Origin of the sequence: Paenibacillus sp. FSL P4-0176, from assembly GCF_037975265.1 — a bacterium.
Lineage (GTDB): Bacteria > Bacillota > Bacilli > Paenibacillales > Paenibacillaceae > Paenibacillus > Paenibacillus amylolyticus.
The window spans coordinates 4,442,464-4,458,529 of the sequence record NZ_CP150242.1; the positions used below are offsets into that span (position 1 = coordinate 4,442,464).

16 protein-coding genes are annotated in these 16,066 nt (G+C 45.5%); 7 read left to right on the top strand and 9 right to left on the bottom strand.

What is annotated here, in order from left to right; genetic code table 11:
• Positions 1 to 148: 148 nt before the first annotated feature.
• On the bottom strand, positions 149 to 865 hold the full coding sequence (locus tag MKY95_RS20380) for a YceI family protein (RefSeq protein WP_076250049.1): 717 nt from the start codon (positions 863 to 865) through the stop codon (positions 149 to 151).
• Between the two features lie 192 nt (positions 866 to 1,057).
• Here MKY95_RS20380 and MKY95_RS20385 point away from each other — a divergent pair, with 192 nt between their 5' ends.
• Both MKY95_RS20385 and MKY95_RS20390 read left to right on the top strand, forming a co-directional pair.
• Positions 1,058 to 1,744: a response regulator transcription factor gene (locus MKY95_RS20385; RefSeq protein WP_076250048.1), complete on the top strand. Its 687-nt coding sequence runs from the start codon at positions 1,058 to 1,060 to the stop codon at positions 1,742 to 1,744.
• On the top strand, positions 1,729 to 3,195 hold the full coding sequence (locus tag MKY95_RS20390; RefSeq protein WP_076250047.1) for a HAMP domain-containing sensor histidine kinase: 1,467 nt from the start codon (positions 1,729 to 1,731) through the stop codon (positions 3,193 to 3,195). The genes MKY95_RS20385 and MKY95_RS20390 overlap by 16 nt, the downstream gene beginning before the upstream one ends.
• A gap of 96 nt (positions 3,196 to 3,291) precedes the next feature.
• On the opposite strand, the gene MKY95_RS20395 is transcribed toward MKY95_RS20390, so the two are convergent.
• A complete protein-coding gene (locus MKY95_RS20395; RefSeq protein ID WP_036672911.1) occupies positions 3,292 to 4,104 on the bottom strand; it encodes an ATP-binding protein in 813 nt (270 codons plus the stop codon).
• Positions 4,105 to 4,447: 343 nt separating this feature from the next.
• Between MKY95_RS20395 and MKY95_RS20400 the strand changes: the two genes are divergently transcribed.
• The gene (locus MKY95_RS20400) at positions 4,448 to 4,600 is read left to right on the top strand and encodes a DUF1540 domain-containing protein (protein ID WP_076209985.1); all 153 of its coding nucleotides are present in this window, start codon (positions 4,448 to 4,450) and stop codon (positions 4,598 to 4,600) included.
• Positions 4,601 to 4,802: 202 nt separating this feature from the next.
• Positions 4,803 to 6,260 carry a 4-hydroxyphenylacetate 3-hydroxylase N-terminal domain-containing protein gene (locus MKY95_RS20405; protein ID WP_076250046.1) on the top strand — a complete coding sequence of 486 codons (1,458 nt, stop codon included), beginning with the start codon at positions 4,803 to 4,805 and terminating at the stop codon, positions 6,258 to 6,260.
• Between the two features lie 21 nt (positions 6,261 to 6,281).
• On the opposite strand, the gene MKY95_RS20410 is transcribed toward MKY95_RS20405, so the two are convergent.
• From MKY95_RS20410 to MKY95_RS20420, 3 genes are read right to left on the bottom strand one after another with little or no spacing between them, the layout of a single operon-like run.
• A complete protein-coding gene (locus MKY95_RS20410) occupies positions 6,282 to 6,848 on the bottom strand; it encodes a nitroreductase family protein (protein ID WP_074095588.1) in 567 nt (188 codons plus the stop codon).
• A gap of 52 nt (positions 6,849 to 6,900) precedes the next feature.
• Positions 6,901 to 7,707 (bottom strand): hypothetical protein, encoded by an 807-nt coding sequence (locus MKY95_RS20415; RefSeq protein WP_076250045.1) that lies wholly within the window; start codon positions 7,705 to 7,707, stop codon positions 6,901 to 6,903.
• A 5-nt stretch (positions 7,708 to 7,712) separates the two neighbouring features.
• Positions 7,713 to 8,165: a flavodoxin gene (locus tag MKY95_RS20420; RefSeq protein ID WP_017687802.1), complete on the bottom strand. Its 453-nt coding sequence runs from the start codon at positions 8,163 to 8,165 to the stop codon at positions 7,713 to 7,715.
• A gap of 292 nt (positions 8,166 to 8,457) precedes the next feature.
• Here MKY95_RS20420 and MKY95_RS20425 point away from each other — a divergent pair, with 292 nt between their 5' ends.
• The 3 genes from MKY95_RS20425 (at position 8,458) to MKY95_RS20435 (ending at position 10,593) form a co-directional block, all read left to right on the top strand.
• Positions 8,458 to 9,321: a class I SAM-dependent methyltransferase gene (locus tag MKY95_RS20425; protein WP_017687801.1), complete on the top strand. Its 864-nt coding sequence runs from the start codon at positions 8,458 to 8,460 to the stop codon at positions 9,319 to 9,321.
• 2 nt (positions 9,322 to 9,323) lie between these two features.
• The gene (locus tag MKY95_RS20430) at positions 9,324 to 10,055 is read left to right on the top strand and encodes an RNA pseudouridine synthase (RefSeq protein WP_076250044.1); all 732 of its coding nucleotides are present in this window, start codon (positions 9,324 to 9,326) and stop codon (positions 10,053 to 10,055) included.
• A gap of 193 nt (positions 10,056 to 10,248) precedes the next feature.
• Positions 10,249 to 10,593 carry an MGMT family protein gene (locus tag MKY95_RS20435; protein ID WP_036613313.1) on the top strand — a complete coding sequence of 115 codons (345 nt, stop codon included), beginning with the start codon at positions 10,249 to 10,251 and terminating at the stop codon, positions 10,591 to 10,593.
• Positions 10,594 to 10,700: 107 nt separating this feature from the next.
• On the opposite strand, the gene MKY95_RS20440 is transcribed toward MKY95_RS20435, so the two are convergent.
• From MKY95_RS20440 to gyrA, 4 genes are all read right to left on the bottom strand, one after another.
• Positions 10,701 to 12,212, bottom strand: coding sequence for a DHA2 family efflux MFS transporter permease subunit (locus tag MKY95_RS20440; protein WP_339194186.1), 1,512 nt, complete (start codon positions 12,210 to 12,212; stop codon positions 10,701 to 10,703).
• Positions 12,209 to 12,655, bottom strand: a complete 447-nt coding sequence (locus tag MKY95_RS20445; protein ID WP_036613308.1) for a MarR family transcriptional regulator — start codon at positions 12,653 to 12,655, stop codon at positions 12,209 to 12,211. Before MKY95_RS20445 ends, MKY95_RS20440 begins: the two co-directional genes overlap by 4 nt.
• 275 nt (positions 12,656 to 12,930) lie before the next feature.
• The gene (locus MKY95_RS20450; protein ID WP_036613306.1) at positions 12,931 to 13,371 is read right to left on the bottom strand and encodes a MarR family transcriptional regulator; all 441 of its coding nucleotides are present in this window, start codon (positions 13,369 to 13,371) and stop codon (positions 12,931 to 12,933) included.
• Between the two features lie 228 nt (positions 13,372 to 13,599).
• On the bottom strand, positions 13,600 to 16,062 hold the full coding sequence (gene gyrA / locus MKY95_RS20455) for a DNA gyrase subunit A (RefSeq protein ID WP_076250042.1): 2,463 nt from the start codon (positions 16,060 to 16,062) through the stop codon (positions 13,600 to 13,602).
• Positions 16,063 to 16,066 lie beyond the last annotated feature (4 nt).

Below are 16,066 nucleotides of genomic sequence, written 5' to 3' on the forward strand. Positions count from 1 at the left end.
AGGAAACAGCAGTTATTTTAACAATATGCTCCTGTAAAAGTTACATTTGAGCGATAAGAATCACACTATTTGTAAAAAACAAAAAAATCTGTCCGTCCACCGTAAGGCAGAACAGAACAGATTTCTATCTAGATGATCGTCGCTACACTTATTTGGAGAGTTTCAATTCAAGTTGTACCTGGATATCATTTTCAGTCGAGAGCACAACGGAGTGTGGATTTTCCATTCCGAAATCTTCGAACGTTACCATCGATGTCGCCGACAACAAGACTGCATTATTCTCATAAGCAGCTTTGGCATCAAAAGTTACTTCTTTTTCAATACCTTTAACCGTAATGGTACCATTCATTTTGATATCAACCGTTTGACCGACAGGCCATTCCGCAGGTACCCCTTCAAATGAAGTCGCTGTAAATGTAGCTTGTGGATATGTAGCAACATCGAAGAAATCGGCTTGCTTCACGTGACCATCACGCTGTCCATTCCCGGAATCAATTCCGTCCATCTCGATCTGTCCTTCTGCCTTCATCTGAGCAGCATCGTCTACATTAATTGTCCAATTCCCTGTTACCTGCTCGTCCACAAAGTTAACGGTCTCCTGCGATGTAGTTACAGAGAAATATACTTTGGAACCTTCGCTGATGCTCCAGTCTCCGTTCAGTTGCTCTGCTCCAGCAGTTTCATTGGCTACAACCGTTCCTGTGCTATCTACAGCTGTGGTGGAAGTCGCTGTGCTCGCAGGAAGCACCTGCTCAATCTCCACGTTATTCCCCAAGTAACTGTTTGTGATATAGTAACCACCGCCACCGATTACGGCAACCGCCGCTACACCTGTAATAAGCCATGCTTTTGCTTTCTTGTTCATCTCTATGTTTCCTCCAGTACATGATTGTTTAGGTTGCTTCTTGGAGTGAATCATATCAATTGAATGTGTCAGGAAGAAGTCAAGATAAGACAAGTCCCATATTTTTTTGAAATCCGTAATACAGGATTGGCTTTACGCTCTGGCTCATGTAAAATCAGTACAAGTTTACAAAGCGAAAGGAGAACGCTTTTCTTGAAATCCATACTTATCGTCGAGGATGAACAAGCTATTGCACGAGTATTGGCTGCTTATCTGAGAAAAGCAGAATTTGAAGTTCATCATGCAGCAGATGGACCGACTGCACTTACCCTTTTTGATACCGTAACGCCTTCCCTTGTATTACTTGATGTGATGCTGCCAGGAATGGACGGATGGGATCTGCTGCGGATTATTCGTGAAAAAAGTGCTTGTCCCGTGATCATGCTAACTGCACTGGATGACATTTCAGACCGTCTCAACGGACTAAATGCCGGTGCTGACGATTATATGAGCAAACCTTTTGTACCGGAAGAAGTGGTTGCCAGAGTTAATGCAGTGTTGCGCCGTAATCCACATTGGACCTCAGGTGGCGAAGAGAAGCGTTCCTTTGGAAATCTCGTCATTGATCTTGCTGCCAAGCAGGTGCTGCTGAACGGTGCAGAGGTTGCACTCACACCTCGTGACCTGTCGTTACTGTTCTTCCTGTCCGATTATCCGAATCGTACATTTACCAGAGATCATCTTATTGAACAGGTATGGGGGATGGACTACGATGGCAGTGATCGTGCTGTGGATCTATCGATTAAACGACTACGTCAAGCCCTCTCCCACTGGTCGCCAGATACGGGAGAAATTCGGACGTTGCGAGGAATGGGGTATCAATTTTGGATCGCCAACTGAAACAGAAGAAACCCAAACGAACGATATCCATTCTGTCACACTGGACACTGCGATATTTTCTCATTTTGTGCATTGGTTTCACGATTATTGTGGCAGGGGCACTCTACTGGATTCGAACAACTTCCATTGAGAAAAGCCTCAAAACCGCAGAACTGCTTGGGCTGGAGATTGCCGATCGAGTGACCAGTGAAAATAATATGCTTCGGGTTCCACCGGATCTGGACAGACTGGTAACCAAGCGAGAGAAACTATTTAATACAGATCATTATTTTTGTGTCATGATCTTGGACAACAACAATCAATTGATCTTTTCCCAGCCTAAAATGGAGCAAAAAGATGTGCATTATCGACTGTCAGACGACTATCTTGAACCGCGAAACAACAAATATGCAGGTGTAACGGTCAACATATCTGAGGGCGATCAAACCTTGGGTAAAGTGTGGGTCATGCAGTCCAAACAATCCATTACATTTGGTCCAGAGACGATATGGCTCGTGGCTCTAATCCTCGGAGGACTAATCCTCTGTGGATGGTTTACAATCTATCTCTTGTCCAAAAAGTTATCCAGACCGATTCGTCAGGTCGCCTATGCCGCTGAGCAGATTCGAGGTGGCAACTATGATGTGAGTCTTGATCTGAATACACGAGAACGTGAGATCAATGAACTTGTAAATTCATTCCGCGATATGGCCACTCGTCTCCAACAACTCGAAGAATGGCGTACACTTTCGCTGGCAGGGGTAAGTCATGAACTCAAGACACCAGTAACTTCCATCAAGGGGCTCGTTATGGCAGTACGTGACGATGTCGTGAGTCCACAGGAAGGTAAAGAATTTTTGGATATCGCTTTGAAGGAATCTGAACGCATGGAGCGAATGGTCGCAGATTTGCTTGACTATAACGCCATGGCTGCAGGAAGTGTTGCCGTTCGAAAGGAACGGACGGATCTGAAACTGTTGGTCGGTGAGATCATCTATCAGTGGAAGATTGCGTACGAGGACAAAATGCCAGAGGTTCAGCTGCATGCCCCTCCGATTAACTTTTTTACCATGGGGGATGCTCTTCGCATTCAGCAGATCATTGTCAATTTGCTTAATAACGCACTTCATGCCACAGCTCCTGAACAGAAGGCTGTCTTCGACATTTATCTAAGTACAGAAGAACAGATGCTGTACGTTGATGTTAAAGACCACGGCACAGGCATCGCAGCCGAAGAACAACCCAAAATCTTCGAACGGTTCTATCGTGGAGAACTCAAAAAACGTCGTAACCGTGGTCTGGGTCTAGGATTAACATATAGCCGCCTACTCGCTCAGGAACAGGGCGGTGAACTGACACTTGTCTCCAGCAGCCCGGAAGGCAGCATGTTCAGATTAAGCCTGCCACGCTGGACTGCAACACAAGAAGCCATGAATACTGAAAAAGCATACGGAGCAGCCGTTAAAGTATAAAGCACCTCGCTAACATGACGATTAGCCCAGAACTCCATTCAGGAGACTGGGCTAGTTCAACGTTGTTCTTTGTTGCTTTATCCAGAACGGAAGCAATCAACACTCTAATACACGTGGTCTGTATTCATCGTAAGCATCCGAGATCAGTTGCTTATGAAGTACACTACTGGCAATGATTGCTTTCCGCTTTGCTTTCAGAACGATCTGCTCTATATCCGCATAACTGCACCCGGTCAAGCGTTCACATATGTAATCTTCCAGCCGAGTCTCCTGTTCAAATGCCCCTACCAATTTGCTGATATACAATTTGCGACTCGAATCATCAGGCATACCGTAGGTCATCTTCGTATCAAACCGCCGCCAGATGGCGTGATCCAGTTGGGTTTCCAGATTCGTTGCAGCCACCAGAATGCTTTCCCCATCGAATTCGTCCAGACACTGCAACAATGTATTCACGACACGAGCCATCTCTTTCACTTCATCATTGCTCTCACGTGTCCGGCCTATGGCATCAAATTCATCCAGAAATAACACACAGGGATTCATTCGTGCATATTCGAATAACTTACGTACGTTACTCCCCGTCTCCCCAAGATGGCTATGAATGATCGCATCTAATCTCACAAGAACCAATGGCAGATCAAGGCGCTCCGCCAGATGTGATGCCGTTAATGTTTTTCCCGTACCGGGTGGCCCGAACATGACCATTTTGTTGGGGATTGATACATCATGCTCTCTGAACTTCTCTTTCATGCCCAGAATGGTGATAAATTCATTAATGATGCGTTCATTTTCAGCGGAAAATACAATATGCTGGGCTTTGCGTCTACACTCTTTCGGCGTGTAAAAAGCAGCCATATCGATCCCTTTCGCGCGGGGAATCCGGTTCATATGGTTTATTTTGCTCATGTATTCACATGCTCCTTCATTTATGGTTTCGTGTAAATGTTTAGTTCAATTTATATAGAATCAATTAGACTTAATCGTAATCATTACTATTAAATAATAACATACTACTGCCTTTTTGCAAATATAACCACAGCACGTCCACTATTTTGCCACAGATGGGGGCATTTGGTTGCAAGCTTCAATTAAATTTGCTATTCTAAGTATGCATCGTTGTGTATAACGCAAAAAAGCCCTCCGAATTTCGTGAGAGCAACAGAATTTTCCAGATTGACAAGCGGCAACTTGTTATATCCGGATTCTTTATACCAACGACTGTAATCCAATTAAAGTGAGGTTAACAATCATGGCAAAAGACGTATTGTGTGAAGTTAATTCCTGTCGTCACTGGGCTCAAGAGAACAAATGTAACGCTTCTTCGATCTACATCGTGAGTCACAGTAACAAAGAAGCAAGTCAGTCTGCTGAAACAGACTGCAAGACTTTTGAAGTAAAATAAGTAATTTCATGTAATCGACTTAAAGGAGCCCTTACCGGTTCCTTTTTTCTTTGTCTATTGTAACAAGAATGATAATTATTATCAAGCCCTATTCTGTAAAAATCCTTCTCACCTCTTCAATGCACATTGGACAGATGACCTACGTACACTACGTAAGAAGTCAGTATGCCCATGAACGATTAGAACCAAGAGGTGAATAACAATGCCTGTTAAAAGTGGCACACAGTATCGCGAACGAATTGATGCACAGTCCGTCCCTTGCTGGTACAAAGGTAACCTTATTACTGGAAAACGCTCTGAACATGTAGCATTTGCTGGTTTGATGGAGACTCAGATGCACATGTATGATCTGCAATCGGATTCTAAATTTGCAGAAACGATGACGTATGCCTCCCCGGCAGACGGCAAACCTGTGGGGATATCCTTCCTGCCTCCAACCAGTGCCGACGACCTCCGTAAACGACGCGAAGGGATGAATATCTGGGCAAATGTGCATCATGGCTTTCTTGGTCGCTCACCCGATTACATGAATACAGCCATAATGTCCTTTTACACAGGTGCCGATCTCCTGAACGAACTATCTCCCCAATATGCAGAAAATCTCAAAAATTATTATGCGTACTGCCGTGATCATGATATCACGTTATCCCATGCCTTCATTCAGCCATATGCCAGCAAAATCTCAGGGCAATTGGATGCTACTGAAGATGCTATTGCCGCAAAGGTCGTGGATCGCACCGAGGAAGGTCTCATTATTAGCGGTGCATTCATGATGGCTACACAAGCTGCCACTTCGGATGAGATATTTGTCTATCCGTCACCTTCACCCGCCCCATTTGATGACGAAAATCCATTTGCATTCTCTTTTGCTGTCCCCAATGATCTTCCAGGAATCAGTCTGGTATGCAGGGATACCTACGCAGCCGAATCCCACACTAATTATCCCCTGAGTTCCAGATATGAAGAAATGGACAATATCGTCATCTTTGACAGGGTGCTCGTTCCGCATGAACGAATATTTTTTGCAGGAAGTGAGGAAATGTCCTCGCGTCTCTTCAGTGGTAGTAACTTTCATATTCACGCAGGTCATCAGGTATTGTGTCGTTATATTGCCAAGACGGAATTTGTTCTCGGTACAATCCAGCTTCTCACGGATACGCTGGATCTGAATACGGAAGCACATGTTATAGAGAAATCTGCACGTGTGTTCGCAGGTCTTGAATCGTTAAAAGCATTGGCCTTGGCCGCGGAGGCAGGTGCAATACCAGACGGACGAGGATTTGTATTACCTGCACCCAAACCATTGATGGCAGCCAATCTCCTTTTTCCGAAACTTTATCCTGAGTTGATTGAAATTCTGCAACTCTTGGGTTCGAGCGGGGTAATTATGATCCCTCAGGAAGAAGAGTTTCAATCCGATATCGCTCCGTCACTGAATATATATCTGAAAGGGAACGATATGGCTTCTCACGAACGCAACGCTCTGTTCCGCCTGATCTGGGAGCTTGGGTCTGGTTCATTCGGGGGCAGACAGACCCAATTCGAACGATTCTTTTTTGGCAATGTCCTTACGGTATCCAATCGGTTGTTCTCCGTCTACAACAAAGATCAGACGAATCGTCAGCTCGTTCGTGATTTTCTATCCAACAACAGCAAATAAGAGAACCAATAAATTATTTTTTTAAACCAGATGGTCATAAACCGTCATCAGTTCAGAGGCTGGTCTGCTTGCATCCATATCCCGCAATGCAGGCTGGTCTCCGTAACCGATATGAAAGACTCCCAGCACCTTCTCTTCACTTGTCAAACCCATCAAATTCATAAACACAGGATGTTGTTGATAATCATTGATCTTCCAGACCGCATTCAACCCCTGTTCCGCAGCCAGAATACTAAAGCGTTTGCTCCAGGCTTTGGCCGGCAGAAGATCATCCTCACGGGCATTTCTAGGCGCCACGACAACCAGATGGGTTGGAATTGCTTCCGTGTATTGATATGTAGCCCAATCGCCGTAGCGATCAGCCAGATGGGGTGGATAGCTCTGTCTGACCGCTTCCAGATAAAGCTGTCGTCCTTCGCCTGCAAACAACATAAACCTCCAAGGTTCTGAACTCATTACATATAATGAAGGATCTGCTTCATCAAGCAACTTTCGTATAACCGACTGGGGTACTGGCAACGGACTGAATTCACAAGTTCCTGCACGTCTCTTGCTGCTGCTTATATCTTGACTTAGACCGGTAGACATGGCAACTTCCCCTCCTCTATCTGCATGATATATCGTTATCCTTCAATTGTCTTCACATCAACCATGTTTTCTTCGGTTCAATGGCTTCCGTTCTCCAGCGATCTACCTCTTCGTGGATGCGCGCTTTATCACGCGTCGTAAACTGTTCTGACTCCACCACTTCTGCTTGCGGCATGCTGTCACGTATCAAGCGAATGTAGTCCATGGAACGGATCAGAGACTGGCGTCCAGGGATGTACCTTATTTTGCGTCCTTCCAACAAGCAGTATATCTCGATCATACCCGGTAATTTTCCGAAGGCTTCCCAGCAGAATGCACTGACCATATGCTGAAATGCCTCAACTACGTTTGGATCATGGACAACCATATATTTCTGAATCAGCAGCGAATCCCAGCCTTCTGGTTGCCAGGCCGCCTGAAATATCATCGATAAATGCATGGATAATGAAGGTAACTCCGTTCTCCACTGTTCAAAAAGAATGGCTGGATGCTTCAGATCATCGTTCATTGCAATGGCGAGTGACAATTCATCCGTAATCTTGTTCTTCACATCCCAGTAATGGAGAACAGATTCGAAACCATCCGTCTTTCTGGGCCACCACTTCTCAAGTAAATACTGTACGGGTACCTCTTTGCGAACATCGGGGTCGAGACTGTAAAAGGCATTGACCGCATGGCTCACCGCATATTGTACACGGTGCCTCCATTGCAGTGGAAGACGCTGCTCAGACACTGGTTCAGGGCGGATGAATCGGTGTGGGCTGCGCAGCATTTCTTCCAATCTGTAATCTTCAAGCAGACGTCCAGGAAGGTCATTCCTTCCGACTGGCATCGCTGCCTGAACATTATGTCTTAACATGATCTTTAGGACACCTGTAATCCGGCAGCAGCGAAGCGTTTGCCAAAGTCACGGCATGTTTCTTTCTCCTGCTCAAGCGGACTGTATTCAATTTTCAACATCTCTGGAGATACCTCCGCCCCACGCTCTTGCAGCTTGGCAGCCGCAAGATCAACTGCACCGCAGAACTGCTCATATGAGGTGTCACCACTACCAAACACCGCAGCTCTCTTACCGCTCAGGTCAAGCTCATCCAGCTCCTCATAGAAATCAAGGAATTCATCCGGCAACTCCCCATCTCCCCAGGTGTACACACCGATCATGAATCCGTCATAGTCCAATACATCAGATGCATTACAATCCGTTACGGATTTCAGGTCTGCCTCGTGGCCTCCCTGTGTAATTCCTTCCACAATCAGTTCTGCAATTTCTTCTGTATTTCCTGTCATGCTCGCATAAGCCACTAACAATTTAGCCATCTATTTTTCCCTCACTTTATTTGATCATGTTATATTCTCTCTATGAAGAAAGAATGAATTTTTGATTAACAAAATCATATGTGATAATGATTATCATTGTCAAATTAAATTTTTGGTTATCTTTGTTTTTCAGTATATGGCGCACCTCGGATTTCAACACAGCTAAAATACTTCATCCTTTAAGGTCAGATGTAGTACCTTCCTCCAATGATCCCGTCCCCCAACTGGCGTCCAAGCCCTTTTTTGTTGTACAATAGTATCCAAATGACTTTTGAAGGATGGATAAATCATTATGTACGTAGCTAAGAATTGGAAGGACTATGAAGTAATCGATACAGGAGGCGGCGAGAAACTGGAGCGTTGGGGAGATGTGATTTTACGCAGACCCGATCCACAGATTATCTGGCCCCTTGAGCAAGAAACCAATGAATGGCGTCAGGTGCATGGTCACTATCATCGCAGCTCTTCCGGTGGCGGTAACTGGGATATGAAAAAGCCCATTCCCGAGCGTTGGACGATCGGATACGAAAACCTGAAATTCCACATTAAACCTACCAGCTTTAAGCACACTGGCCTGTTCCCTGAACAAGCCGCTAACTGGAGCTGGATGATGGATAAAATCTCCAATGCAGGACGCCCTATTTCTGTCTTGAACCTGTTTGCCTATACAGGCGGAGCAACGGTAGCCGCAGCTTACGCAGGCGCTTCTGTTGTGCATGTGGATGCAGCTAAAGGCATGGTTCAATGGGCTAAGGAAAATGTTCAATTATCCGGGCTGGCTGATCGCCCTGTTCGTTTTATTACGGATGATGTATTCAAATTTGTACAACGGGAACAACGTCGCGGAAATCGTTACGACGCTATTATTATGGACCCTCCTTCATATGGCCGTGGCCCTAATGGAGAGACATGGAAACTGGAAGAGAACCTATATCCTTTCTTGAAGTCATGTATGACGATCTTGTCGGATAATCCATTATTCATGCTGGTTAACTCCTACACTACGGGCATTTCCTCTACTGTTCTGCGCAACATGTTGACCATGACGATGTCTGCTCAGTACGGTGGTGACATTACTGCTGGTGAAATTGGTCTGCCAATTACACGTAGTGGTCTTGATCTGCCTTGTGGTATTCTGGGCCGTTGGGAGTCTTAATCATGTCAGAACATCGGCATGATCACGATGCGATTCCGATTCTGTTCGAAGACAACCATCTGTTAGGTATTACGAAGCCGGTCAATGTACCTACCCAGGAAGATTCATCAGGTGATCCGGATTTGCTTACATTGCTGAAGCAGGATCTGAAAGAACGATACAACAAACCTGGCAATGTTTATCTCGGGTTAGTACACCGACTTGATCGTCCTGTTGGAGGGGCAATGATTTTTGCCAAGACTTCTAAAGCAGCTTCGAGATTGTCCGAGACTGTGCGGGGACGTCATTTCCGTAAAATATATGCGGCTGTTGTACACGGCAAGTTGCCTGCACAGCAGGGAACGTTAAAACACACGCTCCTGAAAGATGCACGTACAAATACCGTTACTGTTGTACCTAAAGGTACGGCTGGCGGTAAGGATGCCGTTCTGGATTACCGTGTTATCGGCGAGACAGATCGTTACAGCCTCGTCCATATCGAACTGCATACCGGCAGATCTCATCAGATTCGGGTGCAAATGAAAGAAATCGGCTGCCCTCTGTACGGGGATCAGAAGTACGGCGCAAGCGTGAATAAACCCGGGCAACAGATTGCTCTATGGTCTGCGATTGCTGCTTTTCCTCATCCAGTTACTAAGGAAGAAGTTATTCTGCAATCTTTGCCTGCAAGAGAATTCCCCTGGGCAGAATGGCCAGCTGCCGTGTACCAAAAAGCTTTTGGACAATCTCTATAATTACGTGTTCAAAAAGACTGGTTTTCAGTACCGATAAGATGGGATTACAAGCATTTTTATCGAACAACCTCTATAAGTGCACAGGATCAGGTTACATCTGTCCATACAACGTGTCGTTCAGATTCTGTATCTGAACGACACGTTTTTTCATATTTTCAGCTATATACCTAAAATACAGAGAGGAGACATCATGATGACCCCGTTTACCAAACAAGTCGTTGCGATCATCGCGGCGATTCCCGAAGGTAAAGTGATGACTTACGGTCAGATTGCAGCACATGCCGGAAGTCCAAGAGCCGCGAGACAAGTCGTACGTATTCTGCACTCGATGAGCCGCAAGGAACGTCTGCCCTGGCACCGTGTCGTCAACGCAAAAGGAGAAATCTCCATACCGGACGAACACTCGCGCATGATGCAGGAAACAGAACTGATTAGCGAAGGTGTGGAGTTTCAACTAAATGGAACCATTAATCTCAAACAGTTCGGTCATGAGCCCGATCCTGTATTTCTTATCGATCCAACGATCCAGCCCGAATAATAAAAGTACTCTCCTCCTATCGCGCACACCAAAAAAAAGAGAACTCAGGCAGTTAGGGTTACCCCTTCGACTGCTAGAGTTCTCTTTTTGGTTTTATCTGATATTCGTTATGCAGTAGCCGTCGTTTTTTCCTGTTCTACAGTAACAGGCTCAACAGCTGGTTTTGTTTTCCGAATAAAGAACGCCATGATCAAAGCAACCACAGTCATTCCGGTAGCCACAATGAATGCATAGTTAACACCGTAAATCGTTGCATCTGCAGTAGCAGCTAACATTGCGGTCTTATCATTTGGATTAACCTGACCCGCAGCCACTGCATCCGCCAGATGTGTTTTGAGCTTACTACTCATGATGGTAACCAGAATGGCTGTACCGATCGCCCCGGCAACTGTACGCAATGTATTGGACATCGCAGTACCATGCGCGTTCAGACGTTGAGGCAGTTGATTCAGACCTGCTGTCTGGATTGGCATCATCAGCATCGACATACCGAACATACGAGCCGTGTAGATAAACATCATGTAGCCGTAGGTAGTATCGATTGCCAGACGACTCAGTCCAAAAGTTGTAATTGCTGTAATGGCAAGACCCGCAACCGAAAGCCAGCGAGCGCCCACTTTATCAAATATGCGACCTGTAATTGGAGACATAATCCCCATCAATATCGCACCGGGCATCATCAGAAGTCCTGATTCAATTGGTGAGAATCCACGAATGTTTTGCAGGAAAATAGGGAGCAGGATCATACCAGCAAACATCGCCATTGTCACGAGCATATTGATAATCGTTGTTAATGTGTACATGTTGTACTTGAAAATACGGAACTCAAGGAGCGGATGATCTGTTGTCAGTTGACGAATAACGAACAGAATCAGGGATATCGCACCTACGACGAGACATCCAATGACAATTGCACTGCCCCATCCATCGGTACCCGCATCACTGAATCCGTAGAGCAAACTACCAAAACCAAGTGTAGATAAAATAACGCCTGGATAATCCAGTTTAGGTCTGGACTGACGTGTTACGTTTTTGACAAAAGCAATACCAATTGCCGTTGCAATAATAGAGAATGGCAAGATGATGTAGAACAACAATCTCCAGGAATAATGCTCAACCACATAACCTGAAAGTGTAGGCCCAATCGCAGGAGCCAGAATCATCGCAATCCCCATGGTTCCCATGGCCTGACCGCGTTTCTCAATTGGGAAGATGGTCAGGAATACAACGGTCATCAGAGGCATCAGGATACCTGCACCTGCCGCTTGAATAACACGACCTACCATCAGAATGGTGAAGGTTGGACTAAGACCACAGACTAATGTACCTATGGTAAATAGAGTCATGGCTGTAATGAAAATTTGACGCGTTGAAAATTTGGCAATCAGATATGCCGTAATTGGAATCAGCACACCGTTCACAAGCATATAACCCGTAGTTAACCATTGGGCTTTGTTTGGCCCGATGCCGAGGTCATCCATGATTTTAGGAAGCGCTACGTTCATCAGGGTTTGGTTCAGGAATGCCACAAAGGCACCAATTAACAATGCCGCTACAATCGGGCCTTTCTTGATGTTGTCCATCGCTGAGGATGGAGCTGCAGCAGTAGTCGTACTCATATGTTGTTCATCTCTCTTCCTTCTAACTTTTCAATCATTTGACTATGAATTCTAAGTAGGTGCTCAAGGTCTTCCTTCGATATATCCAGAATGGGTGACACTCTTTCCATCCACAAATGGTGCGTTTCCTGTTGGGCCTGTTCCCCTTTATCCGTAATCTGAAGCTTAACGGATCGGCGGTCAGCATCCGAACGTGTCCGAACGATATACTCGCCTTTGACCAGTCGCTCTACAACAGCGCTCATGGAACTACTGCCCATATGGCATAGCTCAGCCACTTCATTGATGCCAATGGAAGGACGCTCCCTCAGGATGGATAACACCATAAACTGGATCGAAGTCAGCTCGATCTCCTTGTTTTCATTCCAAAATGCTCGAAAAAGCATTTGATTCACTTGGCGGAACGAATTAATAATATAGAATACTTCATACGTATCAGTCATTGTTTCACCCTTTTACTTTTGGAATATAATATTTCGTACACGAAATATCAGGGGAACAATTATTTATTATAACAAAAATATTTACATAGTCAACTCTTTACATATGAATTCACAAAAATAATATTAGGACATACTAACTGTGCTACAGCCATGCCTTTACCCAACTAACCTGGACACAGTGTGTAGCATATGTAATTTGTAAATAAAATAACCATAGGGCTCCTGCATGAAACGAGCAGGAACTCCTATGGTTATTCAGAAGAATCAGCATGGTATCATACCGAAGTAGATAAGGCAGGCTCTTTGGTTTTGGGTGTTGTCATTTTGCCTAACAGATATACCAGCAATTGTTGATTGTGCATCGAAATGTTACTGAGAACAGAGTTCATGAATTCATTCCGGATGGTGATTCCCCGCTCTGTCTCCATTCTTCCTTTCTCTGACAGAGATACCCACACAATGCGTCGATCCTGATTATCCCGATTCCTGCGAATCAGATCATTCTTCTCCATTCGATCGAGCAGCATGGTTACAGCAGCTGGCGTAGTTGACAGATAAGGAATCAGATCCGAAGGTTTCATCTTCTGATGGTCTTCAAGTACCTCCAGAACAGCCAGCTGAGCCTCCGTTAATGAGGGTGCCAGCTCTTGATCCATATGCAATTTATAATCTTTGGTCAACCTGGACCAGCACTTGGCAAAATCGGAATTATACATCTTCCATCGCTCCTCTCTGCAACCGGTTATCACTTCACCTGCTTAAGTTTTCGCGCTCCAAAGCCGCATTCCTGCTGCCTTTTTTCAATTTCCTAGCGATCGACCGTAATCGACGAAGGTTGTTAAACTTTGCATGAATGCCCTCTTCTAATCCGCCTTCGAACAACAAAAAAAGACTTCTCGCATGACAGGATTAGCTGTTCTGCGAAAAGTCTCGTTTGTTTGTTTTTATGAAGATGATGCTGGTTGATTCTCATTGAAGTCCCTTAGAAGTTCAACGATCTCGTCCTGTTTGTCCACATGAACGATCAGCTTGCCAATATGTTTGCGCTCTGTAATCGGAACACCTTCCGAAGAGATCGGGAACAATTGGCCTTCTTTGGTCATTACAGTGATCTTACGTTGCTCTTTGCAATAAAACGCTCCAACAATACGGCTACCATTCGGTTTCACACGTTTGCCTTCTTTGAACTCGAATGTGGCAAGCCCCTTGCCTCCACGGCTCTGTATAGCGTAATCCAGAAGTAATGATCGTTTACCATATCCCAGATCGGACAACACGGCAACTTCACCTTCATCTCCTTCTACCCATAGAGCCGATACAACTTCATCTGTATCTCTTAACTGAATACCACGAACACCACCGGATACACGTCCCATTGGATTAACCTCATCCTCTCGGAAACGAATCGCCATGGCTTCTTTTGTAATCAACATAATATCTTGACCACCTGTACTTAGATGTACAGATAACACTTCATCGTCCTTGCCCACTTTACATGCCGCAACTGCACCGGAACGTTTGGTAACGTAATCCTTCAGCTCCGTTCGTTTCACCTGTCCTCTTCGCGTAACGAAGACCAGACTGTGGTTTGGCTCTTCAAAGGATTTCACAGCAAGCACACTTGCAATACGGTCATCTTTCGCAAGGGGAATGACATTCACAATGGCTGTGCCTGGATCTTTCCACTTGAATTCAGGTACCTGGTGAACAGGTAACAGGAAGTACTGACCTTTCCTCGTAAAGACAAGCAAGTTCTCAAGCGTATTTACTTCCAGAACCTGAGCGATATAATCGCCGTCTTTCACACCACTTCCGCTCCGTTCACCACCAGAACGTGTAAAGGACTGCATGCCTGTACGTTTCACATATCCCTCTTTGGATAACGTAACAAATACATCTTCCGCATTCACAAGTACTTCGAGATTAACCTTAAGTTCTTCCACTTCACCCTGGATCGCAGAACGACGGTCTATGCCGTATTTCTCACGAATCTCCATCAATTCCTTGCGGATGACTCCGATGAGCTTGCGGTCACTATCCAGAATGGATTGTAATTGTGCAATCTTTTTCATCAGTTCACCGAGTTCTTTCTCCAGAGAATTGATCTCCAGATTCGTCAAACGGTACAATTGCAACGTAAGGATGGAATCTGCTTGGCGTTCCGTGAATCCAAACATCCACATCAGGTTGTTTTGGGCATCTTGACGGTTCTTCGACGCTTTGATGGCCGCAATGACCTCATCAAGGATGTTAAGTGCTTTTACCAAGCCCTCGAGCACATGCGCACGGTCTTGCGCCTTCTCCAGCTCAAACCGGGTACGGAATGTTACAACCTCCCGCTGATGGGCAATGTAAGCCTCGAGAATCGATTTCAATCCTAATTGATGAGGTGCTTTATTCACAATCGCAACCATATTGAAATTATAGGTGACCTGCAGGTCGGTTTTCTTCAGCAAATAAGCCAAAATACCTTGTGCGTCCGCTTCTTTTTTCAACTCAACCACGATTCGCAGACCTTCACGTCCGCTCTCATCACGCACTTCGGCAATACCTTCAACCTTCTTCTCAAGTCGGATGTTCTCCATCGCTGTAACCAGACGAGATTTCACGACCTGATACGGAATTTCGGTAATGACGATCTGCTGTTTGCCACCGCGCATGTTTTCAATCTCGGTTTTGGACCGGATATAGATCCGTCCCTTACCTGTGCGATAGGCATCCAGAATGCCGTCACCGCCCATAATCAATCCGCCTGTTGGAAAGTCAGGACCCTTCATAAACATCATGATTTCGTCCAGCTCAATCGACGGTTTCTCCATCACAGCGATCGAAGCATCAATGACTTCACGCAAATTGTGTGGAGGAATCTCCGTTGCAAATCCGGAGGAAATACCGCTGACACCATTAACCAGCAAGTTCGGATAACGGGATGGCAATACAACCGGTTCTTTGGCCGTATTATCAAAATTATCCTTAAACAGAACCGTCCGTTTCTCGATATCGCGAAGCATCTCCATCGCGATGGGCGACAAACGGGCCTCCGTATACCGCATCGCCGCTGCCGGGTCATCATCCTGTGATCCCCAGTTACCATGACCGTCCACGAGCATATGGCCCATTTTCCATGGCTGAGCCATCCGCACCATGCCCTCATAGATGGATGAGTCACCATGTGGATGATAATTACCCATTACGTCCCCAACGGTTTTGGCAGATTTGCGGTAAGTCTTGTCAGGCGTATTACCTGAATCGTACATGGCGTATAAAATACGCCGTTGTACTGGCTTCAACCCATCCCGGACATCCGGAATGGCTCGATCCTGAATAATATATTTGGAGTAGCGACCGAAACGGTCCCCAACGACCTCTTCGAGAAAGGCCGGCATAAATTGTTCTGATGGACTCATTCCA